General features: G+C 68.3%; 28 protein-coding genes. 24 read left to right on the top strand and 4 right to left on the bottom strand.

The window, feature by feature from the left end; genetic code table 11:
- Window positions 1-71: 71 nt before the first annotated feature.
- The 4 genes from KK131_RS14710 to KK131_RS14695 all read right to left on the bottom strand — a co-directional run bounded on the left by KK131_RS14710 (window position 72) and on the right by KK131_RS14695 (window position 2,979).
- Window positions 72-518, bottom strand: a complete 447-nt coding sequence (locus KK131_RS14710; protein ID WP_214557484.1) for a flagellar protein FlgN — start codon at window positions 516-518, stop codon at window positions 72-74.
- Entirely contained in the window at window positions 515-838 is a 324-nt protein-coding gene (flgM, locus tag KK131_RS14705; protein ID WP_214557483.1) for a flagellar biosynthesis anti-sigma factor FlgM, read from the bottom strand. The genes KK131_RS14710 and flgM overlap by 4 nt, the downstream gene beginning before the upstream one ends.
- 108 nt (window positions 839-946) lie before the next feature.
- Window positions 947-1,678 carry a flagellar basal body P-ring formation chaperone FlgA gene (gene flgA, locus KK131_RS14700; protein ID WP_214557482.1) on the bottom strand — a complete coding sequence of 244 codons (732 nt, stop codon included), beginning with the start codon at window positions 1,676-1,678 and terminating at the stop codon, window positions 947-949.
- The gene (locus KK131_RS14695; RefSeq protein WP_214557481.1) at window positions 1,675-2,979 is read right to left on the bottom strand and encodes a methyl-accepting chemotaxis protein; all 1,305 of its coding nucleotides are present in this window, start codon (window positions 2,977-2,979) and stop codon (window positions 1,675-1,677) included. Before KK131_RS14695 ends, flgA begins: the two co-directional genes overlap by 4 nt.
- 186 nt (window positions 2,980-3,165) lie before the next feature.
- On the opposite strand from KK131_RS14695, the gene KK131_RS14690 reads away from it, so the two are divergent.
- The 24 genes from KK131_RS14690 (at window position 3,166) to fliJ (ending at window position 26,660) form a co-directional block, all read left to right on the top strand.
- Window positions 3,166-4,098, top strand: coding sequence for a chemotaxis protein (locus KK131_RS14690; RefSeq protein WP_214557480.1), 933 nt, complete (start codon window positions 3,166-3,168; stop codon window positions 4,096-4,098).
- A 168-nt stretch (window positions 4,099-4,266) separates the two neighbouring features.
- Entirely contained in the window at window positions 4,267-4,668 is a 402-nt protein-coding gene (gene flgB / locus KK131_RS14685) for a flagellar basal body rod protein FlgB (protein WP_214557479.1), read from the top strand.
- Window positions 4,668-5,084 carry a flagellar basal body rod protein FlgC gene (flgC, locus tag KK131_RS14680; protein ID WP_056390382.1) on the top strand — a complete coding sequence of 139 codons (417 nt, stop codon included), beginning with the start codon at window positions 4,668-4,670 and terminating at the stop codon, window positions 5,082-5,084. Before flgB ends, flgC begins: the two co-directional genes overlap by 1 nt.
- A 34-nt stretch (window positions 5,085-5,118) precedes the next feature.
- Window positions 5,119-5,757 carry a flagellar hook capping FlgD N-terminal domain-containing protein gene (locus KK131_RS14675; protein ID WP_250887315.1) on the top strand — a complete coding sequence of 213 codons (639 nt, stop codon included), beginning with the start codon at window positions 5,119-5,121 and terminating at the stop codon, window positions 5,755-5,757.
- A gap of 37 nt (window positions 5,758-5,794) precedes the next feature.
- A complete protein-coding gene (gene flgE, locus KK131_RS14670) occupies window positions 5,795-7,018 on the top strand; it encodes a flagellar hook protein FlgE (RefSeq protein ID WP_214557477.1) in 1,224 nt (407 codons plus the stop codon).
- A gap of 47 nt (window positions 7,019-7,065) precedes the next feature.
- Complete coding sequence (flgF, locus tag KK131_RS14665; RefSeq protein WP_214557476.1) at window positions 7,066-7,806, top strand: flagellar basal-body rod protein FlgF; 741 nt, start codon at window positions 7,066-7,068, stop codon at window positions 7,804-7,806.
- 49 nt (window positions 7,807-7,855) lie between these two features.
- A complete protein-coding gene (flgG, locus tag KK131_RS14660) occupies window positions 7,856-8,641 on the top strand; it encodes a flagellar basal-body rod protein FlgG (RefSeq protein WP_214557475.1) in 786 nt (261 codons plus the stop codon).
- Between the two features lie 11 nt (window positions 8,642-8,652).
- The gene (gene flgH / locus KK131_RS14655; RefSeq protein ID WP_214557474.1) at window positions 8,653-9,336 is read left to right on the top strand and encodes a flagellar basal body L-ring protein FlgH; all 684 of its coding nucleotides are present in this window, start codon (window positions 8,653-8,655) and stop codon (window positions 9,334-9,336) included.
- On the top strand, window positions 9,336-10,559 hold the full coding sequence (locus tag KK131_RS14650; protein WP_250887314.1) for a flagellar basal body P-ring protein FlgI: 1,224 nt from the start codon (window positions 9,336-9,338) through the stop codon (window positions 10,557-10,559). The genes flgH and KK131_RS14650 overlap by 1 nt, the downstream gene beginning before the upstream one ends.
- A gap of 16 nt (window positions 10,560-10,575) precedes the next feature.
- On the top strand, window positions 10,576-11,652 hold the full coding sequence (gene flgJ / locus KK131_RS14645) for a flagellar assembly peptidoglycan hydrolase FlgJ (protein WP_214557473.1): 1,077 nt from the start codon (window positions 10,576-10,578) through the stop codon (window positions 11,650-11,652).
- A gap of 72 nt (window positions 11,653-11,724) precedes the next feature.
- Window positions 11,725-13,599 (top strand): flagellar hook-associated protein FlgK, encoded by a 1,875-nt coding sequence (gene flgK / locus KK131_RS14640; protein WP_214557472.1) that lies wholly within the window; start codon window positions 11,725-11,727, stop codon window positions 13,597-13,599.
- Between the two features lie 3 nt (window positions 13,600-13,602).
- A complete protein-coding gene (gene flgL / locus KK131_RS14635; protein WP_214557471.1) occupies window positions 13,603-14,805 on the top strand; it encodes a flagellar hook-associated protein FlgL in 1,203 nt (400 codons plus the stop codon).
- Window positions 14,806-14,930: 125 nt separating this feature from the next.
- Window positions 14,931-16,388: a flagellin gene (locus KK131_RS14630; protein ID WP_214557470.1), complete on the top strand. Its 1,458-nt coding sequence runs from the start codon at window positions 14,931-14,933 to the stop codon at window positions 16,386-16,388.
- 62 nt (window positions 16,389-16,450) lie between these two features.
- The gene (gene fliD / locus KK131_RS14625) at window positions 16,451-17,845 is read left to right on the top strand and encodes a flagellar filament capping protein FliD (protein WP_214557469.1); all 1,395 of its coding nucleotides are present in this window, start codon (window positions 16,451-16,453) and stop codon (window positions 17,843-17,845) included.
- Between the two features lie 17 nt (window positions 17,846-17,862).
- Window positions 17,863-18,270, top strand: coding sequence for a flagellar export chaperone FliS (gene fliS / locus KK131_RS14620; RefSeq protein WP_214557468.1), 408 nt, complete (start codon window positions 17,863-17,865; stop codon window positions 18,268-18,270).
- A complete protein-coding gene (locus tag KK131_RS14615) occupies window positions 18,267-18,551 on the top strand; it encodes a flagellar protein FliT (RefSeq protein ID WP_345777261.1) in 285 nt (94 codons plus the stop codon). Before fliS ends, KK131_RS14615 begins: the two co-directional genes overlap by 4 nt.
- A gap of 77 nt (window positions 18,552-18,628) precedes the next feature.
- Window positions 18,629-19,213: a PilZ domain-containing protein gene (locus tag KK131_RS14610; protein ID WP_214557467.1), complete on the top strand. Its 585-nt coding sequence runs from the start codon at window positions 18,629-18,631 to the stop codon at window positions 19,211-19,213.
- Between the two features lie 350 nt (window positions 19,214-19,563).
- Window positions 19,564-20,988, top strand: a complete 1,425-nt coding sequence (locus tag KK131_RS14605) for a sigma-54 dependent transcriptional regulator (RefSeq protein ID WP_214557466.1) — start codon at window positions 19,564-19,566, stop codon at window positions 20,986-20,988.
- Window positions 20,989-21,161: 173 nt separating this feature from the next.
- The gene (gene fliE, locus KK131_RS14600) at window positions 21,162-21,488 is read left to right on the top strand and encodes a flagellar hook-basal body complex protein FliE (RefSeq protein WP_214557465.1); all 327 of its coding nucleotides are present in this window, start codon (window positions 21,162-21,164) and stop codon (window positions 21,486-21,488) included.
- Window positions 21,489-21,535: 47 nt separating this feature from the next.
- Entirely contained in the window at window positions 21,536-23,239 is a 1,704-nt protein-coding gene (gene fliF, locus KK131_RS14595; protein WP_214557464.1) for a flagellar basal-body MS-ring/collar protein FliF, read from the top strand.
- On the top strand, window positions 23,229-24,245 hold the full coding sequence (gene fliG / locus KK131_RS14590) for a flagellar motor switch protein FliG (RefSeq protein WP_250887313.1): 1,017 nt from the start codon (window positions 23,229-23,231) through the stop codon (window positions 24,243-24,245). Before fliF ends, fliG begins: the two co-directional genes overlap by 11 nt.
- Entirely contained in the window at window positions 24,245-24,874 is a 630-nt protein-coding gene (locus KK131_RS14585) for a FliH/SctL family protein (protein ID WP_214557463.1), read from the top strand. Before fliG ends, KK131_RS14585 begins: the two co-directional genes overlap by 1 nt.
- On the top strand, window positions 24,871-26,238 hold the full coding sequence (fliI, locus tag KK131_RS14580) for a flagellar protein export ATPase FliI (RefSeq protein ID WP_345777260.1): 1,368 nt from the start codon (window positions 24,871-24,873) through the stop codon (window positions 26,236-26,238). Before KK131_RS14585 ends, fliI begins: the two co-directional genes overlap by 4 nt.
- Complete coding sequence (fliJ, locus tag KK131_RS14575) at window positions 26,235-26,660, top strand: flagellar export protein FliJ (protein ID WP_214557462.1); 426 nt, start codon at window positions 26,235-26,237, stop codon at window positions 26,658-26,660. Before fliI ends, fliJ begins: the two co-directional genes overlap by 4 nt.
- Window positions 26,661-26,681: the final 21 nt, after the last annotated feature.

The following is a 26,681-nucleotide window of genomic DNA, read 5'->3' as shown; positions in this document are numbered from 1 at the left end:
GGCGGCTGCTTCGTGGTCAGTGGGAAGATCGTTTGCGCGGACAGGTGGCGGTGCCGTCTCTCATCTCGATGTCATACCGCGGCCAGTACCTGCGAGCGCAAGCTGGCATGCAGTTCGCCGGAGCGGCCGTACAGTTCGCTCTCGCCGGCATGGCCGGTCAGCACGGCCAGCGCCCGGCGCGTCTGGCCCAGCCGCTGGCTGACCACGCCGCCGTTGCGCTGGTTGAGAAGGTGGCAGTACTGCAGTTTCTGCACGACCTTGCTCCAGAGCGGCGTCGATGCGGCCGCGACGGCCGGCCGTTCGCGCGCCAGCTGCTGGCGCTCGGCATCGAGCTGTTCCAGTTGCAGCATGATGGCCTGCTTGCGCGTGCCTGCTTGATCGAGTGCGTCGAAGTCGCGCGAGTCCAGCGCCGAGCGCTCGGCCTCGAGCACCTGGGCGAGCTGGTCGACCGCCTGCTGCATGTCGCCCAGCACCGCGCCGAGCGCATCGTCCAGCTCGTGCTGCAGTTGCCGGTTCATGCCTTGCCCGTGCCGCCGAGTTGCTGCTCCAGTGCGAGCATGCGGTCGGCGATGCGTCCGGCATCGACCTTGTAGCTGCCGTCGGCCAACGCCTGGCGCAGCCGCTCCACCCGCTGCGAATCGATCACCGACGTGTCGCCGGTGCGGGCGGCTTCCTGCAACGCAAGGGCCGAATCGGTCAGCTTGACCTGATCATCGGCCTTGGGCGCGGTAGCGGCGGCGTCCGAGGGGTTGGCGGCCGTCGTCGACGGGCCGCTGCCCGAGCTGCCGGTGGCCTGCGTGAATTTCGGCAAGCCGTTGTTGGGAATGGTTGTATTCATGGGTCCGTTCTCGCTGGGGTGTGGCCCTGTAACTGTCAGATCGGCCGGTTTCGCGGAAACTTTAGGGGCGAGTGGCGAGAGTGGCGATGCCGGGGTCGATTTGCGGACTCATGGCAGCGCCACCACCACGCCAGGGGCGCTGACCATCGCGTCGACCACCTTGCCCGAGCTTTCGTTGCGCACCCGCAGCCGGGCGCCGTTGTCGCCGCTGCCCATCGCCACGCCGGCCGCGCGCACCTCGATGCCGTCGAGCCGGGCCACCATTTCCACGTGGTCGCCGGCGCGCACCATGCGCCGGCCGCCCAGGGCGCCGGGCGAGAGCACGCTGCCGCGGGCCACCGAGCGGGCCAGCGTGCGGCCGGCCGCCTGGCCGAGGTTCTCGATATAGCCGTAGCCGAGCCGGGTGACGTCCCGCTCTTCGGCGCGCACGTCCGCGGCGCTCAAGCCGTCGCCGCGCTGCAGCGGCCGGCTGGCCACCAGCACGCTGCGGAACAGCTGCAGCTTCAGCGGCACCCGCACGGTCCAGCCGCCGTCCTGCGGGCACTGTACCCGGACCGTCATGCGCGAAGAGGCTGTCGCATAGGGGGGAATCGCGGCGCGCAGCGGCTCGCGGCAGGCGGCCAGTTGCAGGCGCAGGTCGAGCGGCGCGGAACTGACCACGACGCGGCTGCCCGGCAGCGCATAGTGCTCGCGCACGGCCTGTTCGGCCGCGGCGCGCACGCTGTCGAGCGATTGCGTTGCAGCCGATGCGCCGTCGGCGTGGGCGTTCCCGGACCACGTTGCGCCGAGCCACAGCATGGCGGCCAGCAAGCCGGTGGCGGTGCCGCGGCGTTCCTTCATGCGTCCGCCAACAGGGCGCCGAGTTGCCCCAGCAGGGCCTCGCGCCCGGACTCCATCTGCTGCGACAACGCGGTGGCCTGTTCGAGCTGGCCATCGCACAGCAGCGTGACGAAGCGGCTGCCCTGTTCGCACAGTCGGGCGCCGCTGTCGTTCAGGCCTGCGCTGGCGGGATGGCCCTGGTACAGGGCGCCCAGCCGGTCGATGCTGCGGTCGATCGCATGGGTGTCGAACCAGCGGCGGTCGAGTGCGCCCGGTTCCAGCAGCGCCAGTTCCATCGCCTGGCGCAGGTTCAGTGCCGCCTCGCGCAAAGTCAGGCTGAGGCTGGCCGGGTCGTTGCCGCTTTCGCCTTCCAGCCAGTCCAGCCCCAGCCGGTGCGCCAGCAAGGCCGCGCGGTGCAGCGAGTCGGACTGGCGGCGCGCCTCGTTGCCGCGGCGCTGCAGGGCGCCGAGCGCGGCCTGGGCCGCGGTGGCGCGCGCATGTTGCACGTCATGGTTCTGCTGCAGCTTGTGGATGCGTCCGCTCGCCGTGCGCAGGACTTCGCTGCCCTCGTGCAGGGTGGCGCCGGACTGGCCGACGCTGGCCTGCGCACGCTCGAGTTGCTGCAGGCCGTGCTGCACGTCGCCGTCCAGCTGCAGCGAAAAGTCGCCGATCGAACCGGTGACCGTCTCGATTTCAGTGGTGGTGAGCGTGGTTTTTTCCGCCAGTTGCTTGACTTCGTCGGCAACCACGGCAAAGCCGCGGCCCGCTTCGCCGGCACGCGCGGCCTCGATCGCCGCGTTCAACGCCACCAGGTTGGTCTGGTGCGCGATCTCCTGCACCACGCCGGTCAGCTTGCGGATCTGCGCGACCTGCTCGGCCAGTTTGCTCTGGTTGCGGTTCATCGCCGACAGCGCGCTGCGCAGCAGCCGCAACTGGCCGTCGAGCTCGCTGACGCTGTGTTCGCCGGTCTGTCCGGCCTGGCTGGCCCGGTCCAGGTCGGCACCGATCTGCTGCAGTGCCGTCGAGATACCGGCGCTGCCGTCCGTCAAACGATCGACGCTGCTGCGGCCTTCGCCGGCAGCCTTCTCCAATGCCGCCTGCTCGCGCGACAGCTGTTGTACCGCGCCAAGCACCAGGCTCTGCTGTTCCACGGTCTGCAGGGCCACGGAGGCGGGTGGTCGGCTGGCGACGCGGGCAAGCAGCGGCGCCAGCGCCCGCGCTGCGCGCGGGTATCGGTGTCGCAGCGCGGCGACCCGGGCGTCGTCGCCTGCGGCAGCAGCCTCCACCAGGGCAGTGAGGTGCTGGTTCCAGATCAAGCTCATGGGGCGGACGTCACCTTGGGTATGGCGCGGGAGTGCAACCGCTGCATCGACAAAAACCTTCGAAACTTGAGGAAGCAAGTCGCATGCCATGGAGACGGCGCGGCAATGGCCGCTCAAGCGCGCCGCGTTCCGGCCGATAGCCACCGCATACAGCCGCCACGGCGGCAACGCACCCGAGGAGTCCGCATGGGCGGCACGTTGCTGGAAAAAGTGGAGCAGCACACCCGGCTGGCCGGGCACAACCGGGTGGCGATGCTGCTGTTCCGGTTGGGCGACGAGCAGCTGTTCGGCATCAACGTATTCAAGGTGCGCGAGGTTCTGCGCCGGCCGCCGCTGGAGCGCATGCCGGGCGTGCACGCGTTGCTGGCCGGCAGTTGCGACTATCGCGGACAGACCATTCCGGTGATCGACCTGGCCGCCGCGCTGGGTTACGCGCCGCTGCGCGACGTGGAGTCCGCGCACCTGATGGTGACCGAGTTCAGCCGTTCGGTGCAGGGCTTCCTGGTGGCGGACCTGCAGCGCATGGTGCAGTGCGCGGGCGAAACGCTGGTGGCGCCGCCCAGCAACCTGGGCTTCGGCGCGCGGGTCAATGCGGTGACCCGGATCGACGGCACGCTGATGGCGGTCGTCGACGTGGAGCATGTGCTGGCCAGCATCGACGCGGCGCCGGCCGAGCTGTCCGTGCAGATGCAGCGCGTGGCCGGCGCCCGTTCGCTGGCTCCGCGACGGGTGATGCTGGTCGACGATTCGCTGATTGTCCGTCGCCGGCTGGTCAACCTGTTCAAGCAGATGAATATCGAATGCGTGGTGGCGACGGATGGCCGCGAGGCGCTCGACCGCCTGCTGGAACTTGCGGCGGGCGATCCCGCCGATGGGGTCAGGCTGGTCGTGTCGGACATCGAGATGCCGCGGCTGGACGGCTATGCGCTGACCCGTGCGATCCGCGAGGCGCCGGGCCTGCGCCAGCTCAAGGTGGTGCTGCACAGTTCGCTCAGCGGCATCTTCAACGAGGCAATGGTGAAGGAGGTCAAGGCCGACTGCTTCGTCGCCAAGTTCCAGCCGGACCTGCTGGCGCAGGCGGTGCTGGAACTGCTGCCCGATCCGGCGCCGGCGGACTGACGTTCCGGCGGCTCGCTCCGCCCGGCGTCAACAATCCGTCTTTCCGCGGCACCGCTGCGATGGCGGCGCCGCCAGTTGCCGCACCAGCCCAGCAGCAGCAACGCTTTTCCCATGGTGGCATGCAATTTGCCTCCAGCTCCGTGCGGCAACTGCACGCGGAGCGAAGCGATGTCCCTGACCCCTGACAACCTGTTCGGCATACATACCCAGGCACTGGAGCTGTGGCAGCGCCGTACCGAGGTGCTCGCCAACAACCTGGCCAATGCCGACACGCCGGGCTATCTCGCCCGCGACGTCGACTTCCGCAAGGTGCTGGCCGCCGCGGGCGGCGCTTCGGACAAGCTGCCGCTGCAGACGACCGGACCCGGCCAGATCGGCGCAGCCGACCAGGCCGCGGACGGGCTGGCGTACCGCGTGCCGACCCAGCCGAGCATGGACGGCAATACCGTCGACGCGCAGGCCGAACAGGCCGCCTTCGCCGCCAATGGCGTGCACTACCAGGCCAGCCTGTCCTTCATCACCGCACAGATCCGCATGCTGCGCACCGCCATCAACGGAGGCCAGGGCTGATGTCGCTCTTCTCGATTTTCAACGTGGCCGGTTCCGGCATGGCGGCACAGTCGCTGCGCCTGAACACGGTGGCCAGCAACCTCGCCAATGCCGACAGCGTGGCGACCACGCCGGAAGCGGCCTACCGCGCGCGCGAACCCTTGTTCGCCGCCGTGAAGAGCCGGCTGGACGGCGGCGATGCGCCGGGCGAAGGCGTGCAGGTGCTCGGCGTCACCGAGAGCCAGGCGGCGATACCGAGCCGCTACGAACCCGGCAACCCGCTGGCCGACGCCGACGGTTATGTCTACAGCAGCAACGTCAACCCGGTGGACGAGCTGGTCAACATGATCTCCGCCTCGCGCTCGTACCAGAACAACGTCGAGGTGATGAATTCGACGCGCCAGCTGATGCAGAAGACGCTGGATCTCGGCAAGTGAGGCGGCAACCCATGAGGCACACGGCATGAGCGGCATGAATGTTTCCAACGTGGGTTCCAGCGCTGCGCAGGCGGCCAGCGCGGGCAAGGACAAGACCCTGAGCCAGGCCGACTTCCTGAGCCTGCTGACGCAGCAGATGCGCAACCAGGATCCGACCAAGCCGATGGATTCGTCGCAGATGCTCAGCCAGCTCGCGCAGATCAGCCAGGTCTCGGCCACGCAATCGCTGCAGGCCTCGTTCGACAGCCTGAGCCAGTCGCTGCAGGGCAATCAGCTGCTGCAGGCCAGCGGCATGGTCGGGCGCAACGTCACCGTGCCCTCGGCGGCGGGCCAGCTGCAGGCCAGCGGCCTGGACGGTGCGGTCAACGTGCCCGACGGCGGCAAGGCGGTGCTGGTGCAGGTCACCGACGCCGACGGCAACGTGCTGCGCACGCTGAACCTGGGCACGCCCGCGTCGGGACTGGTGGCATTCCACTGGGACGGCAAGGGCGACGACGGCACGGCACTGGCAACGGGAACCTACGGTTTGAAGGCGCAGGCCGGCAACACCGCCGTGGCCACCTATGTCAGCGGCAAGGTCAATGGCGTGGGCATGACCGGAAGCGACGGCACCTATCTGGACGTGGACGGTTTTGGTGGGGTCCTGCTGAGTCAGGTCGCGCAGATCAACTGATGGCCCCGCGGGGCTTCAACACAGAGGAATTATCCCGATGCCTTTCAACATTGCCTTGAGCGGTCTCAACGCGGCCTCGAAGGATCTCGAGGTTACCGCCAACAACATCGCCAACACGGCCACCACCGGCTTCAAGGGTTCGCGCGCGCAGTTCGCCGAATTGTTCAACGCGGCCGGACCCAACCTCAGTTCCAGCCAGACCGGCAGCGGCGTGCGGCTGACCAACGTGGCCCAGCAATTTACCGCCGGCAGCGTCGAGACGACCAACAACAGCCTGGATTTCGCCATCAGCGGCGACGGCTTCTTCACCCTGCGCGACGGCAAGGGCTATTCCTATACCCGCGCCGGTGCATTCCTGAAAGACCATGACGGCTACGTGACGAATGCCAACGGCCAGCGCCTGCAGGTGTTCCCGCCTGCCGCGAACGGCAGCTTCGACAACAGCACGATGACCGACCTGCAGTTGCTCACCTCGCAGAACGCCGCCAAGGCGACCAGCTCGGTGCAGATGTCGCTGAACCTGCCGTCCGACGCGGTCGCTCCGGCCACGGCGTTCGATCCGGTCAACGATCCGACCAGCTTCAACCAGTCCACGCCATTCACCGCCTACGACTCCCTCGGCGCCACCCACAACGGCACCGTGTATTTCGTCAAGGACGCGGCTGCCAACGTGTGGGACGCGCACCTGTACATCGACGGCACGTCGACCGGTGCGGCGCAGCAGCTGACCTTCAACAGCAGCGGCGCCCTGGTCGCACCGGCCAACGGCAAGCTGAACTTCCCGGCGGTTTCGGTCAGCCCCGGCGCCGATCCGATGCAGCTCAGCCTGGACATGAGCAAGGCCACCCAGTTCGGCAATGCCTACGCGGCCAGCGCGATCAATCCGGACGGCTATCCGACCGGCATCCTGTCCAGCATCGACGTGTCGCGGGAGGGCGTGGTGCAGGCCAAGTACTCCAATGGCCAGAGCACGGCGCTCGGGCAGCTGGCCATGGCCCAGTTCTCCAACGAACAGGGCCTGCGCCAGCTGGACAACACCAATTGGGCGGCATCGTTCGACTCCGGCACGCCGGTGATGGGAGCCGCCGGCAACGGCACCTTCGGCAGCGTGCAGGCCGGTGCGCTGGAGGCGTCCAACACCGCCGACCTCACCGCACAGCTGGTCAACATGATCAAGGCGCAGCGCAACTACCAGGCCAACGCGCAGGTGATCTCCACCGACAACCAGCTGACCCAGACCATCATCAACATCCGCAACTGACGTAGCGCATTCTCCCGCCACTTCGGGAGAGTGCATCGAGGTTTTCCATGGATCGTTCGCTCTATGTAGCCATGACCGGCGCCACGCAGATGATGCGCGAGCAGTCGGAGGTGGCGCACAACCTGGCCAACGCCGACACGGTCGGCTTCAAGGCGCAGTTGTCGGCATTCCAGCCGCTGTCGGTGCAGGGCCCGGGCATGCCCACGCGGATCAACGGCGTGGCGCAGGGCCTGGGCGTGGACATGCGCGAGGGCGGCCAGGTCGAGACCGGCCGCGAGCTGGACGTGGCCGTGCAGGGAGCGGGCTGGATCGCGGTGCAGGGCGCCGACGGCAGCGAAGGCTATACGCGTGCCGGCGAGCTGCGGCTGACCCCCGACGGCCTGCTCACCGATGCCCGCGGCAACCTGGTGCTTGGCGACGGCGGCCCGATCAGCGTGCCGCAGAGCGCGCAGATGAACATCGGCGCCGACGGCACGGTTTCCGTGGTGCCGATGGGGCAGGGCCCGGAGACGATCGCCGCGGTCGGCCGCATCAAGCTGGTCAACCCGGCAACCGACCAGCTCGCGCTGGGCAGCGACGGGTTGATGCACCTGAAGAACGGCGTCACGGCGGACGCCGACCCGGTGGTGACGCTGAAGTCCGGCGTGCTCGAGTCCAGCAACGTCAACCCGTCGCAGACGCTGGTGCAGATGATCCAGCTGTCGCGCCAGTACGAATTGCAGATCCGCGCCATCCACAGCGCCGACGAAAACGCGCAGTCGGCTTCGCGCCTGCTGCAGATGACCTGACCGCACGAATTCATAAAGACATCCAGACGTCCAGACGGAGTCCTTCGACATGTTCTCATCCCTGTGGGTAGCCAAGACCGGCCTCGATGCGCAGCAGACGCGCATGGACGTGATCTCGAACAACCTCGCCAACGCCAACACCACCGGCTACAAGAGCGCGCGCGCCTCGTTCCAGGACCTGGTCTACCAGAACCTGCGCCAGCCGGGCGGGCAGACCACCGAGCAGACCCAGGCGCCGGCCGGCCTGATGCTGGGTACCGGCGTGCGCGTGGTCGGCAGCGAAAAGCTGTTCACCCAGGGCAACATCGAGCAGACCGGCAACTCGCTGGACGTGGCCGTGCAGGGCCGCGGCTTCCTGCAGGTGACGATGCCCGACGGCAGCATCGCCTATACCCGCGACGGCTCGCTGCACATGGACCAGAACGGCCAGCTCGTCACCGCCAACGGCTACGCGGTGGATCCCGCGGTGAGCATTCCGGCCAACGCGCAAAGCATCACCATCGGCAGCGACGGCACCATCAGCGTGAGCGTGCCGGGCCAGGCCGCGACGCAGCAGATCGGCACCGTGCAGCTGGCCGACTTCATCAATCCCGCCGGCCTGCAGCCGAACGGCGACAACCTTTATCTGGAAACCGCCTCCAGCGGCTCGCCGCAGATCGGCCAGCCGGGCCTGAACGGCCTGGGCACGCTGGCGCAAGGCGCGCTGGAAAGCTCCAACGTCAACGTGGTGGAGCAGATGGTCGACATGATCGAGACCCAGCGCACCTACGAGATGAACTCCAAGGCGGTGTCCGCCGCCGACTCGATGCTGCAGTTCCTCACCAACAAGACCTGAGACACGCCGTGATGTTTGATCGCTGCCGTTTTTCGCTGCTGCTGTGTGCACTCGCGCTGCTGGCCGGCTGCGCCAGCGGCCCGCGCGCGCACGACGATGCCGAATGGGCGCCGACGCCGCCGCCCGCGCAGCAGATCGCGCCGGCGCAGGCCGACGGCTCGATCTACCACGATGAGCAGAACATGGAGCTGTTCGCCGACCCGCGCGCGCACCGCGTCGGCGACATCCTCACCGTGGCGCTGGTGGAGAGCACCCAGGCCAGCAAGAAGGCCACCACCAGCACCAGCAAGACCGACAAGGCCAACATCGCCTCGCCCACCGTGCTCGGCCAGAACCTGTCGATCGGCGGCAAGGTGGCGAACATCGGGCTGGACGGCGAGCGCAGCTTCGACGGTGCCGGCTCCAGCACGCAGAGCAACCAACTCGTCGGGCAGATCACCGTCACCGTGGCGCAGCGCCTCACCAACGGCAACCTGCTGGTGCGCGGCGAAAAGTGGCTGACCATCAACCAGGGCCAGGAGCTGGTGCGCATCTCCGGCATCGTGCGCCCGCAGGACATCGGCCAGGACAACGTGGTGCCGTCCACCCGCGTCGCCGACGCGCGGATCAGCTACACCGGCCGCGGCACCCTGGCCGACGCGAACACGCGCGGCTGGCTGTCGCGCTTCTTCAATTCCAAGTGGATGCCGTTCTGATGAATGCCATGCCGCGTGCTCTTACTCCCTCCCCTGCTTGCAGGGGAGGGTTGGGGTGGGGTGCTCTTCGCTGGAAGATCACAAGCTTTACCCCCTCCCAGCCTCCCCCTGCGTGCAGGGGGAGGAGCCTGTGCGTGGCGACCCTCGTACTTCTGCTGGGATTCATCGCTCCCGCCCACGCCGACAAGATCCGCGACCTGGTGCAGGTGGCCGGCGTGCGCAGCAACCAGCTGATCGGCTACGGCCTGGTGGTGGGCCTGGACGGCTCGGGCGACCAGACCACGCAGGCGCCGTTCACCACGCAGAGCCTGGAGAACATGCTGCAGCAGTTCGGCATCACCGTGCCGGCCAGCGCGCGGCCGCAGCTGAAGAACGCCGCGGCGGTGATGGTGACGGCGGATCTGCCGCCGTTCGCCAAGCCGGGCCAGACCATCGACGTCACCGTCGCCTCGATCGGCAACGCCAAGAGCATTCGCGGCGGCCAGTTGCTGATGGCGCCGCTGCGCGGCGCGGACGGCAACGTCTACGCGGTGGCGCAGGGCAGCGTGGTGGTCGGCGGCATCAGTGCGCAGGGCAAGAGCGGCTCCAGCGTGCAGGTGAACATTTCCGCCAGCGGGCGCATTCCCAACGGCGCCTCGGTGGAACGCGTGGTGGCTTCGTCGTTCGCCAGTGGCGGCGACCTGATGCTGAACCTCAACACGGCCGACTTCACCACGGCGACCCGCATCGCCACGGCGATCAACCGGGCCTACGGCGCGGGCACCGCGCAGCCGCTCGACGGCGGTTCGGTTTCCGTGCGCGGGCCGCAGGACCCGTCGCAGAAAGTGGCGTGGCTTGGCGCGATCCAGAACCTCGACGTGCAGCCGGGCGATGCCCCGGCGCGGATCGTGGTGAACTCGCGCACCGGCACCGTGGTGATCGGTTCGGACGTGCGCGTCAGCGCCGCCGCGGTGGCGCACGGCGCGATCCAGGTCACCATCGGCGAGCAGGCGCAGGTCAGCCAGCCGGCGCCGTTCAGCCAGGGGCAGACCGCGATCGTGCCGAGCAGCAGCGTGCAGGTCAGCGAAGAGGGCGCGCACATGTTCAAGTTCGGCCCCGGCGTGAGTCTCGACGCCATCGTGCGCGCGGTGAACCAGGTCGGCGCCACGCCGAGCGACCTGATTTCGATCCTGCAGGCGCTGAAGCAGGCTGGCGCGCTGCATGCGGACCTCGTGGTGATCTGAGCCAGGTGACGGGATCATGACGCCGATCAACAGCACATCGCCCGCGCTCGATACCTGGACCGAACTGTCCGGGTTCCAGCAGTTGCGCGCGCAGGCGCGCAGCGACGGCGGCAAGAGCGCGCTGCCGGCCGTGGCCAGGCAGTTCGAGGCGATCTTCACCCAGATGATGCTGAAGTCGATGCGCGACGCCAACGCCAGCATGGGCAGCGACATCGCCGGCAGCGAGCAGGTCAATTCGTACCGCGACATGTTCGACCAGCAGCTGTCGCTGAGCCTGGCCAACGGCCGCAACGGCCTCGGCATCGCGAAGATGCTGGTGCGCCAGCTCGGCGGCAAGCCGGATGCGGCCGCCGCCGACGTCCATGGCCCGTTGCCGGCGCCCGTCGCCGACGTGACCAACGCCAACGTGCGCGCCCTGCTGCAACTGGGTGCCGACGGCGGTGCGGCGGACGGTGCCGACGGCACGGCCGGCAGCAACGGCATCATGGCGATGCCCTCGACCGCCGATGCCGGCTCGGCGTGGCGCCAGGCGCTGGACCGCATGGCGCAGGGCGCACTGGATGTGGCCGGCACCGCGGCGAAGCTGCTGCCGGGCGGCGACCCGGTGGGCTTCGTCCGCGCGCTCGCGCCGCACGCCGAGCTGGCCGCGAAAAAACTTGGCGTATCGGTGCGCGCGCTGCTGGCGCAGGCGGCGCTGGAAACCGGCTGGGGCAAGCACCTGCCCAGCCATGGCGACGGCAGCAGCAGCAACAACCTGTTCGGCATCAAGGCCGGCAGCAGCTGGGACGGCGACAAGGTCAGCGTGCCTACGCTGGAGTACGAGAACGGCGTGGCGGTGCGCCGGCGCGACCAGTTCCGCGCCTACGACTCGCCGTCCGAATCGTTCGCCGACTACGCCAGCCTGCTGGCCGACAGCCCGCGCTATGCGCAGGCGCTGGGCCAGGGCGAGAACGTCGCCGGCTTCGCGCGCGCACTGGTGAACGGAGGCTACGCGACCGACCCGTCGTACGTCGCCAAGATCACCGCAATCGCCAACAGCCCGCAGATGCGCGAGGCGCTGGCGGCACTCCGGCTGTCGGGCGAGCTCAAGTGAACACCCGTCCGGCCGTTACCGTTGTCACGTGCCGTGCCGTTCCGGCGGTGCTCCATGCGTTGAGGATGTTCCATGGCTGACATGCTTTCGACCGGCGTGTCCGGGCTGCTTGCCGCGCAGATCGGGCTCAGTACGGTAAGCCACAACGTGGCCAACGCGAACACCGACGGCTACAGCCGCCAGCTGGTGTCGTTCGGCGCCCGGCTGCCGGAAGGGCAGGGCAATTACTACGTCGGCACGGGCGTCAATACCGTGGCGGTGCAGCGTGCGTACAGCCAGTTCCTGAACAGCTCGCTGTGGTCGGCCAGCTCCGGACAGGGGCGCGCCAGCGCCATGGCCAGCCTCACCGGCCAGCTCAACAACCAGCTTTCCGGCAGCAGCAACCTGCAGACTTCGCTGGACAGTTTTTTCGGCGCCGTGCAGGACATGGCCAACGCGCCGTCGGATGCGGCTTCGCGCCAGGTGCTGCTGGCCCGGGCCGGCGGACTCGCCAGCACGTTCCGGGCGCTGTCCGGCCAGTTCAACCAGCTTTCCGGCCAGGTGCAGCAGCAGATCGGCGACGCCGTCGATTCGATCAACAGCGACAGCCGGTCGATCGCCAAATTGAACGGGCTGATCCGCTCCTCGCAGGCCACCGACGGCACGCCGCCGGCCGACCTGCTCGACCAGCGCGATGCGCTGGTGAAGAAGCTGGCCGGCCAGGTCGGCATCAGCGTGGTGCCGCAGAACGACAACACCATCAGCGTGTTCGTGGGCAACGGCCAGGCGCTGGTCACCGGTACCGAGGCGCATGCGCTGGGTGCCGCGCCCAACATGTACGACGCCACCCGCCAGGAAGTGGTCGGCGCGGCCTCGGGCAACGTGCTCAGCGGTCGCATCGGCGGCGGCACCCTGGGCGCGCTGCTGGATTTCCGCAGCAACGTGCTGGATCCCGCGCAGAACCAGCTGGGGCGCACCGCGCAGGCGCTGGCCAGCGCCTTCAATGCGCAACATGCGCAGGGCGCGGACCTGCAGGGCAAGATCGGCGGCACGTTCTTCGATGTCGCCGGCCCGACTGTGCAGGCGGCCAGCACCAACAGCGGCAGCGGCACGCTGGACGCGAGCATCGGCGACATCGGCGCGCTGACCGGCAAGGACTATGTGCTGAGCTACGACGGCAGCAACTGGAGCCTGCGCGACACCAACGGCAGCAGCGTCGCGCTCAGCGGCAGCGGCACCAGCGCCGATCCGTTCGTCGCTGCCGGGCTGAGCCTGGTGGTGGGCGGCGGCGCCAGTGCCGGCGACAGTTTCCGCGTGCAGCCCAGCCGCAACGCCGCCGCGAGTTTTTCGGTGGCGATCGACGACCCCGACAAGATCGCCGCCGCCGCGCCGCTGAAGGCCACCGCCGCGGCCGGCAACACCGGCACGGCGGCGCCCGGCGTCAGCATCAGCGACGGCAGCGACGCCAACCTGTTCAACAGCAGTTCCGTCGTGTTCGCCTCGGCCACCAGCTACAGCATCGACGGCGGCCCGGCGCAGGCCTTCACCCCGGGCCAGCCGATCGTCCACAACGGCTGGAGCATGCAGCTCAGCGGCGCACCGCAGGCCGGCGACAGCTTCGGCGTGCAGGCCAACAGCAATGCGCAGGGCGACAACAGCAATGCGTTGATGCTGGGCAAGGTCGCCAATCTCGGCGTGCTTGATGGCGGCGTCACCAGCGCGGGCCGCGCTTACAGCCAGCTGGTCAGCCAGGTCGGCAGCGCCGGTGCGCTGGCCAGCGACGACCTGACCACGCAGACCGCGGTGTACCACCAGGCGATGAGTTCGCAGCAGAGCGTGTCCGGCGTGAACCTGGACGAGGAGGCCGCCAACCTGTTGCGTTACCAGCAGGCGTATCAGGCTTCCGCGCAGGTCATCAGCACCGCCAACAATATCTTCGGCGCGCTGCTCAGCGCCGTGAGGGGGTAAGCCATGCGAGTCTCCACCAGCTGGATGCAGCAGCAGTCCGTCGGCAGCATGATGGACCGGCAGAGCGACCTGTCCGACCTCAACATCCAGTTGAGCACCGGCAAGCGCATCAACCAGCCGTCCGACGATCCGGTGGGCGCGGCACGCGCGCTGGATCTGTCGCATCTGACCGCGGACGTCGCGCAGTACCAGCGCAACATCACCACGGCCAACGCGCGGCTGGGCCTGGAAGACCAGACCCTGTCCAACGTCAGCGGCGTGCTGGGCCGCGTGCGCACGCTGCTGCTGCAGGCCGCCAACGGCTCGCAGACCGACGACACCCGCGGCGACATCGCCGCCGAGATGGTGCAGCTGCGCCAGCAGTTGCTCGGCCAGGCCAACAGCAAGGACGGCCAGGGCGACTACATCTTCGCGGGCAACCGCACCGGCACGGCGCCGTTCGCCTCGCAGAACGGCGTGAGCTACCTGGGCGACGACGGCCAGCGCATGGTCGCCGCCGGGCCCGGCCTGCAGGTGGCCACCGGCGATCCGGGCAGTGCGGTGTTCGCCGACATTCCCACCGGAAACGGCAAGTTCGCGGTCAGCGCCGGCGCGGCGAATACGGGCAGCGCGGTGGCCGGTGCCAGCAGCGTCAGCGATCCCAACGCGAACCCTTCGGCATGGGATGGCGGCGACTACAGCATCGTGTTCACCGCCGCCGATGCGTATGAAGTGCGCGACGGCACCGGCACGGTGCTGGACAGCGGCGGCTACGGCGCAACCAGCGGCGGCAGCATCACCTTCCGTGGCGCGCAGGTGGCGTTCAGCGGCGTGCCCGACGCAGGCGACACCTTCTCGCTGGGCGCCTCGGCCAAACAGGACGTGTTCACCACGCTCGACAACATCATCAACACGCTGCGCCAGCCCAACGGCGGCGGCGCCGACATGCAGAACAGCATCAACACGCAGTTCGCGAATCTCGACCAGGCGATCGACATGATCACGCGCACGCGCGGCATGGTCGGCGCGCGCATGAACGCGCTCGATCAGCAGAGCGGGCTCAACGACGACCTGGCCCTGCAGTACAAGAGCGCGCTGTCGGACGTGCAGGATCTGAACTACTACGACGCGATCAGCCAGCTCGGTGCGCAGACCACGGCGCTGCAGGCGGCGCAGCAGACGTTCACCAAGATCCAGGGTTCAAAATTGTTCGATTATTTGCGTTGACAAGACTCAAGTTTCGGTGGTGGGGGTCGAAACAGTTCACAAGGCGGATGCATTCAATGGTGAATCCCCGCCGGATTGTCTGAGCCGACTCACATCGGCACACCACCCCGATTCGGAGAATTCCCATGGTCATGAGTGTCATCACCAACATCAGCTCGCTGAATGCCCAGAAGAACCTGGCGACGTCACAGAGCAAGCTGGCCACCGCGATCTCGCGCCTCTCCTCTGGCATGCGCATCAACAGCGCCAAGGACGATGCCGCCGGCCTCGCCATTTCCACCCGCTTCACCACCCAGATCAACGGCCTCAACCAGGCCGTCAGCAACGCCAACGACGGTATCTCGCTGGCGCAGACCACCGAGTCGGCGTTGAACGAGGTGACCAACAACATGCAGCGTATCCGCACGCTGGCGGTGCAGTCGGCCAACGCCACCAACTCCGACAGCGACCGCGCCGCGCTGGACGCCGAAGTGCAGCAGCGTCTGTCGGAAATCACCCGCATCTCGCAGCAGACCACGTTCAACGGCCGCCACGTGCTTGACGGCACCTTCGGCAGCGCCGCGTTCCAGATCGGCGCCAACGTCGGCGAGACGATCTCGGTGAACCTGAGCCAGGGCGCGGGTGCCAAGCAGGTCGGCCAGATGGCCACCTCGGCGACCGGCGACATCAGCAGCCTGTTCCTGTCCGGCGCCAGCGCGGCGACCGCGTCGGTGGCTACGGTGAACGGCGTGGCCGGCTTCGACTACAGCACGACCAGCAAGGCATTCACGGTCGACGGCAACGCGGTCAGCCTGAACGCCGCCTACGGCACCCAGGCTGCGATGGTCACTGCGGTACAGGGGCAGTTGAACGCGGCGGCAGCGGGCAAGTACACGGTCGCCGCCAGCGGTGCCAACGGCTTCACCATCACCACCACGGCCACCGGCGCCAGCAGCGCGATGACCATCGGCGGCGCCGATGCGGCCTTCGTCAACAGCAACGTTGCCGGTGCCGACGCCGTGGCGGGTACTCCCGCCAACCTGACCCTCGCCGCCGGCGACCTGACCATCGACGGCACCGACATGGCAGGCAGCTACAAGGATGCCCAGAGCCTGGTCGATGCGATCAACAGCAAGGGCATTGCCGGTGTCTCCGCCTACTACGACAGCGGCAGCAAGGAGATGCATCTGAACGCGCAGGCTGCGCTGACCGTGAACGGCGCCAAGGCCGCTGCGGGCGCGGGCAACCTGGGCTTCAGCGGCGCCGGCGCCACGGCCATCGCCATCGGCGGCGACCTGGCCTCGAGCAACGTCAAGACGGTCAGTGGCGCGAACGACACCATCAGCCGCATCGATGCCGCCTTGGGCACCATCAGCTCCATGCGCAGCGACCTCGGCGCGGTGCAGAACCGTTTCGACTCCACCATCGCCAACCTGCAGACCATCTCGCAGAACCTCAGCTCGTCGCGCAGCCAGATCCAGGATGCCGATTTCGCTGCCGAGACCGCGAACATGTCCAGCGCGAACATCCTGCAGCAGGCCGGCGTCTCGGTGCTGGCGCAGGCCAACGCTTCGACCCAGAGCGTGCTCAAGCTGCTGCAGTAACTTGTCACCGGAACGGCCGCGGATGTCCGCGGCCGTTCCACTGAAACCAGGAAAGCCCGATCATGGCGATTACCGTCAATTCCACGACACCCACCACGGGCCTGTTGACCTCGATGGGCGTCGGATCGGGCCTCGATGTGGCCACCCTGGTCAGCCAGCTGGTGGCGGCCAGGAAGGCTCCCCAGCAAAACCAGATCACCAGCCAGGCCGCTTCCGCCAACACCCAGCTTTCGGCCCTGGGCCAGATCAACGCCGCGCTCTCCGCGCTGCAGTCGGCCATGGCCTCGATCAGCGACGGCAGCGCGTTCAGCGCGCACAACGTCACCAGCAGCGATACCGATGTACTCAACGCCACCGCCACCGGCAATGCCGTGGCCGGCAACTACAAGATCGAAGTGACCCAGCTGGCCAGCGCCCTCAAGGCGTCGTCCGGCGCGTTCACCGACAGCAGCACCCAGGTCGGCACGGGTACCCTCACCATCACGGTGGGAGGCCAGGCCATGAATCTTTCCATCGATGGCAGCAATGGTTCGCTGGCATCGATCCGCGACGCGATCAACAAGGCCAGCGACAACCCCGGCGTCAGCGCCACCATCGTCAACGGCACCGACGGCGCGCACCTGGTGCTGAGCGGCACCCGCACCGGCGCAGCCAACGGCTTCAAGGTGTCGAGCAGCGGTGGCGACGGCGGCCTCGCGGCGCTCAACTATGATCCGGCGGCTTCCAGCGGCAACGGCCTGAGCGTGATCAACGCGGCCAGCGACGCGCTCTACACCATCGACGGCCTGGCCGCGAACAGCGCCGGCAACAGCGTCAGCACGGCCATCGACGGACTCACCCTCAACCTGTCCACGCTGGGCATCAGCACGGTGAGCGTGGCCGATGACCCGTCCAAGGCCACCAGCGCGCTGACCAACCTGGTCAGCACCTACAACAGCTTCGTCGGCATCTATCAGAACCTGACCAAGTACGATGCCACCAGCAAGACCGCCGGCGCGATGATCGGCGACGCCACGCTCAACGGCATCAACAGCACCTTGTCGCGGATCATCGGCGGCAGCGCCAACGGCGCCACGCTGTCCTCGATCGGCATTTCGTTGCAGGTGGACGGCACCCTGAAGCTCGACAACGACAAGCTTTCCGCCGCACTCGGCGATGGCGGCAAGCAGGTCGGCGACCTGTTCGGCGGCGACAACGGCTTCTCCGCCCAGCTGGGCGCGCAGCTGACCCAATGGGTCGGCGACGGCGGCGTGCTGGCCGGGCGCACCGACAGCATCAGCCAGGAGCTGAAGGACCTGGGCGACCAGCAGACCGCGCTGAACGCCCGCATGGACAGCCTCACAGCGCGCTATCAGGCGCAGTTCACCGCGCTCGACACGCTGATGTCCAAACTCAACAGCACCAGCACTTATCTGCAGCAGCAGTTCGACGCGCTCACCAACGCCAACAAGAAATAAGTTTCCGGGAGACGGTCATGGCATTCGGCTACGGCGCAGGCGCCTATCAACAAGTCCGCTCGCATGGTGGCGTGGAGTCGGCGGACCCGCACGGCTTGATCACGCTGCTGATGGACGGTGCGCTGGAGCGGCTGGTGAAGGCCCGTGCGCACATGGTCCGTGGCGAGGTCGCCGCCAAGGGCGAGGCGATCTCGCGCTGCATCGAGATCCTCGGCGGATTGCGCGGAAGCCTCGATCCCAAGGCCGACCCGGTGCTGGTCGGGAGGCTGGATTCGCTGTACGACTACATGAGCCGTCGCCTGCTGCAGGCCAACCTGCGCGACGATGCCGCCCTGATCGACGAGGTCAGCAACCTGCTGCAGCCTATCCGCGACAGCTGGGTGAAGGTTGCCCCTGCGGCGGCCCAGCCCGCGGTCAGCGCGTGAGCACGGACATCCTGGAACACGCACTGCAGCTGACCCGCAGCATGCTGGCCGCGGCGCGCGCGCAGGAATGGTCCCGCCTGATCGAACTGGAGGTCGAGCGCGAGCCGCTGCTGCTGCGCCGGCATGCGTCCGACCCGGACAGCCTCGCCCGGCTGGGCGAGATTCTGGCGTACGATCGCCAGCTGCAGGCGATCGTCGGCGGCGCACGGGATTCGGCAGCCGAACAGTGGCGGCGGGAAACCGGCCGCGCCCGCGCGATCGCCGCCTACGCCCAGCCGTGACAGGCCGCGGCTGCTGACCTTATCCCCGAAGCCGCCGGCGTGGCGGCCTCGGCATCACCGCGTCGCGGAGCCGCGCCATGACCTCAGACAGCATGACTCCTGGCAGTACGACCCCAGGCAGCTGGGACGATTTCGAGCAACGGGTCAGCTGCGAAGAGAGCCTGCACGCCGATTGCGAGCCGCTCGCCTGGCCGCCGTCGCAGGCACAGCTGCAGCAGCTTTCCGACCGCAACGCCAACACGCTGGCGGCCATCGCCGCGCTGGAGGAGCGCCGCGCCGATACCGGCGAGGACGACAGCCCGTTGATGCAGGAGGTGCTGCGGATGGACGCCAAGCTCAACGTGCTCGTGGAAATCGTCAACAACCTGCTGGTGCCCGGCAGCACGCTGCCGCCGCGGCAACTGCTGCGCTTCAATGCGATAGGCGCGATCCTGCCCGCGGGCCTGGCGCCGGCCGGCGGCGGGTTGCTGCTGCGCATCCGTTTCGACCTTTGCCGCAGCCTGCCGCTTGAACTCGCCGCGCGGGTGGAGCGTCAATTCGACGATGGCCGGGTGTTCGTGGTCTTTGCGCCGCTCGGCGATGCATTGGGTGACGCAATTGAGCGACTGGTTTTCCGCCATCACCGACGCAAAGTGGCAGGGTCGCGTCAGCCGGTTGGTTGAGACGCGATTTGGTCCACAGACCGGATGTGATGCAGTTCGCAATTACGCAACCCGGTTCCCGGTTCCTTCGACGCCGATCACACCTGGCACGGGTGCAGGGCCACGCCGTGGATATCGGGTAAACGGTTCATGTTTCATGCAGTTACAGGACACGCAGGCGCATGTTCGCCGGCGTGGCGGCGTCCGCTTTTCCGACAGGTGACGTTTTACCGTCGCGATGGCCTGAAAAATTGGCCTCCTTATTGCTCATGGTTCATCAGGCCGGCAACGGAAACCCCGGCATCGATGAAAAAGCGGTTCCGCCGGAAGCATGGGGCCGCCAAACAAAGCAGTGTGGTAAGGAGAAAGCGATGCAGAAATTCGACTTCCTGGTCATCGAGTCCGACGAAACACGCGTCGATTCCGTGCTCTCGGCGCTCAACTTCCTTGGCTACCGGCCGCAGCATGGCAACGCCTGCCGCGAGATGGACGAATCCACCCATGCCTGGCGCGCCGTGTACGTCGGCAGCGTCGACGATGCCGCCGAGGCGGAGCGCCAGCTGGCCCTGCTGGGCGCCGCCGCCTCGCACGTTCCGGTGCTGCTGGCCAGCGACTCGCCCTGGGTCGAACGCTTCAGCGCGCCGGCGTCGCCGTTTGCCGCGCGGGTGGCGACCCTCGCGTTCCCGTTGCGCTACGAGAAGATGGCCGAGGCCATGCGCAACATCTATGCGCGCCTGCTTGGCGGCCAGTCCAGCGGTTTGCGTTTTGTCGGCAACTCGGCGCCGATGGTTCGCGTCAACGGCTTGATCCGCCAGGTCGCGCCATTCGATTCCACCGTGCTGGTACTGGGCGAATCGGGCACCGGCAAGGAAATGGTGGCGCGTGCGATCCACGAGCATTCGCCGCGCCGGGACAAGCCCTTCGTGGCGATCAACTGCGGGGCGATTCCGGCGGAGTTGCTGGAGAGCGAGCTGTTCGGCCACGAGAAGGGTTCCTTCACCGGTGCGATCAGCGCGCGCAAGGGCCGTTTCGAAATGGCCGAAGGCGGCACGCTGTTCCTCGACGAGGTCGGCGACATGAGCCTGCCGATGCAGGTGAAGCTGCTGCGCGTGCTGCAGGAACGCGCCTACGAGCGGGTTGGCGGCAGCAAGACCCTGCGCTGCGACGTGCGCATCATTGCCGCCACGCACCGCAACCTGGAGCAGTCGATCGCCAGCGACCGCTTCCGCGAAGACCTGTTCTATCGCCTCAGCGTATTCCCGCTCGAGCTGCCGTCGCTGCGCGAGCGGCTGGAAGACCTGCCGATCCTGATCGGCGAATTCAACCAGCGCCTCGCCCGCCGCGGGCTGGGCGTGGTGCGCTTCAGCGCCGGCGCGATGCAGGCGCTGCGCGCGCATGCCTGGCCGGGCAACGTGCGCGAGCTTTCCAACCTGGTCGAGCGCATGGCGATCCTGTTCCCGCACGGCGAGGTGCGCGGCAGCGACCTGCCGAAGAAATATCGCGACCAGCAGGTCGGCGACGAGGTGCACGGCGCGGCCCTGCTGGCACTGATGGAGGACGAGTTGCCGGCGGCCGAGGCCGGCGTGCAGCCGGTATCCGAATCGCTGCGCATCCTGCCCGAGCATGGCCTGGACCTGAAGGATCACCTGGCCGACATCGAAGTGGGGCTGATCCGCCAGGCCCTCGATGCCACCGGCGGCGTGGTGGCGCACGCAGCGCGCCTGCTGCACATGCAGCGCACCACCCTGGTGGAGAAGCTGCGCAAGTACGGGTTGCAGAACAGCCTGGCGGCTTGAGGCCGGGATTCGGGATTGGGGATTCGGGATTCGAAAGAGCTGACTGCGCGGCGAGCTTGCGGTGCTCCGGTTTTTGCCGAATCCCGAATCCCTAAAGAAGCTGGCACGTCTCCTGCAGTCACCTGTTCGAAACCCCGTCACGCGTCGGGAATCCGTCATGAGGACGCACCGCGATGAGCACGATCGACGTCAACAACCTGCTTTCACAGATGCGCCAGATGACGGCGCAGGTGCGCCCGCCGGAAACCGCGTTCAAGGCGGCTCCGGTCGGCGGGCAAGCCGATTTTTCCGACGTTCTCAAACAATCCATTTCCGCCGTGGGCCGCAACCAGATGGAAGCCGGCCGCATGGCCGCGAGTTTCGAGCGCGGCGATCCCGGTGCGGACCTCGGTCGCACGATGATCGCGGTGCAGAAGGCCGACCTCTCGCTGCGCACCATGGTCGAAGTGCGCAACAAGCTGGTCGACGCGTACAAGGAAATCATGAACATGCCGGTCTGACGCGCACGCGTCGATCCGGCTTCGCCCCCTAGCCCAAGAGCAGCACCATGGCAGACAACGCCATCGCGACGACCGCCGACAACGGTTCGCGCCTGGATCCCCTCAAGCACATCGCGCGCAATCCGGCCACGCGGCAACTCCTATTGCTGGTGGCGGTGGCCGCAGCCGTGGCCCTGGGCGTGGCCGTGGTGCTGTGGTCGCGCGGCCCGAACTACGGTTTGCTGTATGCCGGCCTGGAGCAGAAGGACGCCTCGGCGATCACGCAGGAATTGCAGGCGGGCAATACGCCTTACCAGCTGAGCAGCGACGGCTCGTCGATCATGGCGCCGGCCGCCGACCTGGCCGCCCTGCGACTGAAGCTGGCCGCGAAAGGCCTGCCCCAGGGCAGCGCCGCCAGCAGCGCGCTGCCGGCCGCCGACTCGCCGTTCGGCATGAGCGACCTGGCCGAGCGCACCCGCTACCAGCAACTGCTGGAAGCCGATCTGGGCGCCACCATCGGCGGGCTGCAGTCGGTGCGCGCGGCGCGCGTGCACCTGGCGCTGCCGAAGCCCTCCGCGTTCATCCGCGACAGCCGGGAAGCCAGCGCGTCGGTGCTGGTCACCCTGTATCCGGGCCGTCAGCTCGATGCCGGCCAGGTGGCGGCGATCGTGCACCTGGTGGCGGCCAGCGTGCCGAACCTGGAAGCGGGCCAGGTTTCCGTGATCGACCAGCAGGGCCAGTTGCTGACCACCGATCCGGAAAGCCCGGGCGCGGTAGGCGACAACCGCCTGCGCATCGCCACGCGTATCGAGAACACCTACGCCCAGCGCATCGAGGAGCTGCTGATGCCGCTGGTCGGCCCCGGCCGGGTGCATGCGCAGGTGCATGCCGACCTGGATTTCAGCCGGACCGAGAAAGCCACCGAGACGTTCGGCCACGAACATCCGGCGCTGCGCAGCGAGCAGACCAGCAGCGAGCGGCGCGGCGCGGATGCTACTGCCGGCGGCGTGCCCGGCGCGCTCAGCAACCAGCCGCCGAGCATGGTCGCGCAACCCACGGCGGCCAAGCCGGACGCCGGCAAGACGGCGGCCGCGACGGCGACGGCGGCGACCGCCAGCCCGGGCGAGAGCTCCAGCAGCGCCACCCGCAACTACGAGCTCGACCGCACCATCAGCCATGTCAGCGATCCGGCCGGGCGGCTGGCCCGACTTACCGTGGCGGTGGTGCTGGACGACAAACTGGTCAGTCCCGACAAGCCGGGCGATGCGGCCGACGATCCGGCGGCAACGCCCAAGGCGGTGCCGTTCAGTGCGCAGGAGCTGCAGCACCTGACCGACCTGACCAAGAACGCCGTGGGCTTCGATGCCGCCCGCGGCGACAGCGTCAGCGTGGTCAACCAGGCATTCCAGCGCGGCCCGGCGCTCGATGCGTTGCCCGAAACCCCGCTGTGGGGACGACCGGGCGTGATGGACCTGGTCAAGCAGGGGATCGGCGTGCTGATCGCGCTGCTGGTGGCGTTCGGCCTGCTGCGCCCGCTGCTGAAAGGATTGCTGCGGGGCGAAACGGCGGCGCGCGCGCTGCCGTCGCCGATGCCGCAGATCTCGGTGCGCGTCGACGACGATCCGGCAGCCAACGAGCCGGCCCGGCTGAGCGGTGTCATGCCGACGCTCTCGTATGAACAACGCGTCGGCCAGGCCAGGCGGATGGTCGGCGAAAACTCCAAACAGGTGGCGCAAGTCGTGAAGAACTGGGTGAGCGAAGATGGCAACTAATCGTTCCGATGCGCCCATCAATGGCGCGCAGCGTGCGGCAATCCTGCTGTTGACGCTGGGCGAGCAGGACGCCGCCGAAGTGCTCAAGCACCTCAGCGCCCGCGACGTGCAGGCGGTCGGCACGGCGATGGCGGCGCTCAGCAGCGTGTCGCGCGAACATGTCGAACACGCGTTGACCAGGCTCAACGAAGACATGGGCCGGCAGACCTCGCTGGGCGTCGGCACCGAGGAATACATCCGCAAGATCCTGGTCAATGCGCTGGGCGAGAACAAGGCCGGCGGGCTGATCGACCGCATCCTGCTCGGGCGCAGCAGCAAGGGGCTGGAGTCGCTGAAGTGGATGGAGAGCCGCGCCATCGCCGAGATGATCAACCAGGAGCACCCGCAGATCATCGCGCTGGTGCTGGCGCACCTGGAGCCGGACCAGGCCGCCGAGGTGATCGGCTACCTGCCGCCGCGCGTGCGCTCCGACGCGGTGATGCGCATCGCCACGCTCGACGGCGTGCAGCCGCATGCGCTGAACGAGCTGGACGAGATCATGGAGCGCCAGTTCTCCGGCAACACGAAGAAACTCAAGTCCGCCAGCGTCGGCGGGCTGAAGGCCGCCGCCGACATCCTCAACGCGATGGAAACCAGCCGCGAGACCGAATTGATGGCGGCCATCCGCAGCCTGGACGAGGCCCTGGGCGGACGCATCGAGGACCTGATGTTCGTGTTCGAGGATCTGGCCGAGCTGGACGACCGCGGCATGCAGACCCTGCTGCGCGAAGTGCCGTCGGGAACCCTGATCACGGCGCTGAAGGGCGCCGAGCCGGAGGTGCGCGAGAAGATTTTCGCCAACATGTCCAAGCGCGCCGCCGACATGATGCGCGACGACCTCGAGGTGAAGGGGCCGGTGCGCCTGAGCGAGGTCGACGCGGCGCAGAAGGAAGTGCTGGCGATCGCCCGCAAGCTTTCCGATGCCGGGCAGCTCAGCCTCGCTTCCAGCGGGGATGAATTCGTCTGATGAGCGCCACGATCCACAACGCGGCAGCGGATTTCCAGCGCTGGGAGCTGCCCAACGTGGGCGTCCAGTCGACCGCGTCGAAGGCGGCCAACACGCCGCCGCAACCGACCGTGCGCGAGCTGGCGGCGCTCGAGCAGCAGGCGCGCGAAGAAGGTTATGCGGCGGGTCGCGCCGAAGGATTGGCCGCGGCGCAGCAGCAATTGCGCCAGCGCATGGCCGAGCTCGACGCGCTGTATGACGCCGCGGCGCGGCCGCTGCAGGTTCTCGACGAGCAGACCGGGCAGGAGCTGGCGCGCCTGGCCATGGTCGTGGCGCAGCGGGTGATTGCGCATGAGCTGCAGCTGTCGCCCGCGCTGGTCGTCCAGGCGGTGCGCCAGGCCGCTACCGCCTTGCCGGCCGCCACGCGCGAGTTGCGCGTGCACCTGCATCCAGCCGACCTGGCCTTGCTGCGCGAGTCGGGTGCCGTCGAAGGCCATTGGCAACTGTTGGCCGATCCCTCACTGAGCCGCGGCGACTGCCGTCTGGAGAGCGAACGTTCGCGGCTGGACGCGCGGGTGGAAACCCGCCTGGCGGCGATGATCGACGCCGTGCTCGGCGACGATGCCGGCGACGGGGTGGCCGGCGCGTGAGCATCGACGCCGTCATCGCCGCCCGGCAAACGCGCTGGCAACGGCAGCTGGCGCGCTGCAGCGCCCGTGCCGAAGCGGAGCGCACGCTGATGGTGGAAGGCAGCCTGCGCCGGGTGGTCGGCCTGACGCTGGAGGCGGAAGGTTGCGAAGCCGCGCTGGGCGCGCGCTGCCTGGTCGACACGGCCGACGGCGCCACGCTCGAGACCGAGGTGGTCGGCTTTGCCGATGAACGCCTGCTGCTGATGCCGGTGGGCGACATGCACGGCGTGCTGCCGAATGCGCGGGTGCGCCCGTATGCGCGCAGCGGCGGCCTGCCGGTGGGCCTGGGCTTGCTGGGCCGGGTGGTCGGCGCCGATGGCGTGCCGCTGGACGGGCTCGGTCCGCTGGAGTCGGACGAGCACGCCGCGCTCAAGCGCGAACCGATCAACCCGATGGCGCGCAAGCCGATCGACGCGCCGCTGGACGTCGGCGTGCGCGCGATCAACGCGCTGCTCACCGTCGGCCGCGGCCAGCGGCTGGGCCTGTTCGCCGGTTCCGGCGTCGGCAAGTCGACCCTGCTCGGCATGATGACCCGCTACACCAACGCCGACGTGGTGGTGGTCGGCCTGATCGGCGAACGCGGCCGCGAAGTGAAGGAATTCGTCGAACACACGCTGGGCGAGGAAGGGCGGCGGCGCGCGGTGATCGTCGCGGCGCCGGCCGATGCCCCGCCGCTCAAGCGCCTGCGCGGCGCGCAGTACGCCACCGCGATCGCGGAATGGTTTCGCGACCGTGGCCAGCGCGTGTTGCTGCTGATGGATTCGCTGACCCGCTACGCCCAGGCGCAGCGCGAGATCGCGCTGGCGATCGGCGAGCCGCCGGCGACCAAGGGTTATCCGCCGTCGGTCTTCGCGATGATGCCGGCCCTGGTCGAGCGCGCCGGCAACGACGCCGACGGGCGCGGTTCGATCACCGCGTTCTACACCGTGCTGACCGAGGGCGACGATTATCGCCACGACCCGATCGCCGACGCCGCGCGCGCGATCCTGGACGGCCATATCGTGCTGTCGCGCGACCTCGCCGAAGCCGGCCATTACCCGGCCATCGACATCGAGGCATCGATCAGCCGCGTGATGCCGGCGGTGGTGACGCGCGAACACCTGCGCGCGGCGCAGCGTTTCCGCCAGGTCTATTCCGCCTACCGCCAGCAACGCGACCTGATCGCGGTGGGCGCGTACCAGAAAGGTTCCGATCCGCAGGTCGACCAGGCGATCGAGATGTGGCCGCAGTTGCGCGCTTTCCTGCAGCAGGAAGTGGATGAGCCGATGGCGCTTGAAGTGGCGATCGAAAAACTTGACGCCCTCGCCGGGCAGGTGGCCGGATGAGTTCGCGGGCGCAGCAATTGCAGCCGGCGGTGGAGCAGGCCCGGCAGCGCAGCGAGGATGCGCTGGCGCAGTTGGCGACGCAGCAGCAACTGCTGGCCAGGGCCGAGCACCAGCTCAGCGAACTGCAGCGCTATCGGCAGGAATATGCGGCGGGCGGTGATGGCGCGCAGAGCGTGGCGGCGCTGCTCAACCGGCAGCAATTCGTGGAACGGATCGACCGGGCGATCCTGCAGCAGGAGGCCGAGGTGGCCCGGCAGAACCGCCACCTGGCGCAGGTGCGCGATCACTGGCGGCGGGCGCACGCCCGCGAAAGCGCGCTGGACAGCGTGGTCGCACAGCACCGCGAAGAAGAACGCCGGGCCGCCGACCGCCACGAGCAGGCGGAGGTCGACGAACGCATGCAGTACAGGCGGCTGCGATGAGGATCGCGGCCGTCTTGTCGC

The sequence above is a fragment of the Rhodanobacter sp. LX-99 genome, from assembly GCF_018599185.1.
Taxonomy (GTDB): domain Bacteria; phylum Pseudomonadota; class Gammaproteobacteria; order Xanthomonadales; family Rhodanobacteraceae; genus Rhodanobacter.
The sequence above is the reverse complement of the archived record's forward strand: the minus strand, read 5'-3'. Positions and strand labels throughout refer to the sequence as shown.

Bases quoted from the DNA above. Each gene is read 5' to 3' on its own strand.
- KK131_RS14710 (WP_214557484.1), bottom strand. From the start codon at position 518: ATGAACCGGCAACTGCAGCACGAGCTGGACGATGCGCTCGGCGCGGTG.
- flgM (WP_214557483.1), bottom strand. From the start codon at position 838: ATGAATACAACCATTCCCAACAACGGCTTGCCGAAATTCACGCAGGCC.
- flgA (WP_214557482.1), bottom strand. From the start codon at position 1,678: ATGAAGGAACGCCGCGGCACCGCCACCGGCTTGCTGGCCGCCATGCTG.
- KK131_RS14695 (WP_214557481.1), bottom strand. From the start codon at position 2,979: ATGAGCTTGATCTGGAACCAGCACCTCACTGCCCTGGTGGAGGCTGCT.
- KK131_RS14690 (WP_214557480.1), top strand. From the start codon at position 3,166: ATGGGCGGCACGTTGCTGGAAAAAGTGGAGCAGCACACCCGGCTGGCC.
- flgB (WP_214557479.1), top strand. From the start codon at position 4,267: ATGTCCCTGACCCCTGACAACCTGTTCGGCATACATACCCAGGCACTG.
- flgC (WP_056390382.1), top strand. From the start codon at position 4,668: ATGTCGCTCTTCTCGATTTTCAACGTGGCCGGTTCCGGCATGGCGGCA.
- KK131_RS14675 (WP_250887315.1), top strand. From the start codon at position 5,119: ATGAATGTTTCCAACGTGGGTTCCAGCGCTGCGCAGGCGGCCAGCGCG.
- flgE (WP_214557477.1), top strand. From the start codon at position 5,795: ATGCCTTTCAACATTGCCTTGAGCGGTCTCAACGCGGCCTCGAAGGAT.
- flgF (WP_214557476.1), top strand. From the start codon at position 7,066: ATGGATCGTTCGCTCTATGTAGCCATGACCGGCGCCACGCAGATGATG.
- flgG (WP_214557475.1), top strand. From the start codon at position 7,856: ATGTTCTCATCCCTGTGGGTAGCCAAGACCGGCCTCGATGCGCAGCAG.
- flgH (WP_214557474.1), top strand. From the start codon at position 8,653: ATGTTTGATCGCTGCCGTTTTTCGCTGCTGCTGTGTGCACTCGCGCTG.
- KK131_RS14650 (WP_250887314.1), top strand. From the start codon at position 9,336: ATGAATGCCATGCCGCGTGCTCTTACTCCCTCCCCTGCTTGCAGGGGA.
- flgJ (WP_214557473.1), top strand. From the start codon at position 10,576: ATGACGCCGATCAACAGCACATCGCCCGCGCTCGATACCTGGACCGAA.
- flgK (WP_214557472.1), top strand. From the start codon at position 11,725: ATGGCTGACATGCTTTCGACCGGCGTGTCCGGGCTGCTTGCCGCGCAG.
- flgL (WP_214557471.1), top strand. From the start codon at position 13,603: ATGCGAGTCTCCACCAGCTGGATGCAGCAGCAGTCCGTCGGCAGCATG.
- KK131_RS14630 (WP_214557470.1), top strand. From the start codon at position 14,931: ATGGTCATGAGTGTCATCACCAACATCAGCTCGCTGAATGCCCAGAAG.
- fliD (WP_214557469.1), top strand. From the start codon at position 16,451: ATGGCGATTACCGTCAATTCCACGACACCCACCACGGGCCTGTTGACC.
- fliS (WP_214557468.1), top strand. From the start codon at position 17,863: ATGGCATTCGGCTACGGCGCAGGCGCCTATCAACAAGTCCGCTCGCAT.
- KK131_RS14610 (WP_214557467.1), top strand. From the start codon at position 18,629: ATGACCTCAGACAGCATGACTCCTGGCAGTACGACCCCAGGCAGCTGG.
- KK131_RS14605 (WP_214557466.1), top strand. From the start codon at position 19,564: ATGCAGAAATTCGACTTCCTGGTCATCGAGTCCGACGAAACACGCGTC.
- fliE (WP_214557465.1), top strand. From the start codon at position 21,162: ATGAGCACGATCGACGTCAACAACCTGCTTTCACAGATGCGCCAGATG.
- fliF (WP_214557464.1), top strand. From the start codon at position 21,536: ATGGCAGACAACGCCATCGCGACGACCGCCGACAACGGTTCGCGCCTG.
- fliG (WP_250887313.1), top strand. From the start codon at position 23,229: ATGGCAACTAATCGTTCCGATGCGCCCATCAATGGCGCGCAGCGTGCG.
- KK131_RS14585 (WP_214557463.1), top strand. From the start codon at position 24,245: ATGAGCGCCACGATCCACAACGCGGCAGCGGATTTCCAGCGCTGGGAG.
- fliJ (WP_214557462.1), top strand. From the start codon at position 26,235: ATGAGTTCGCGGGCGCAGCAATTGCAGCCGGCGGTGGAGCAGGCCCGG.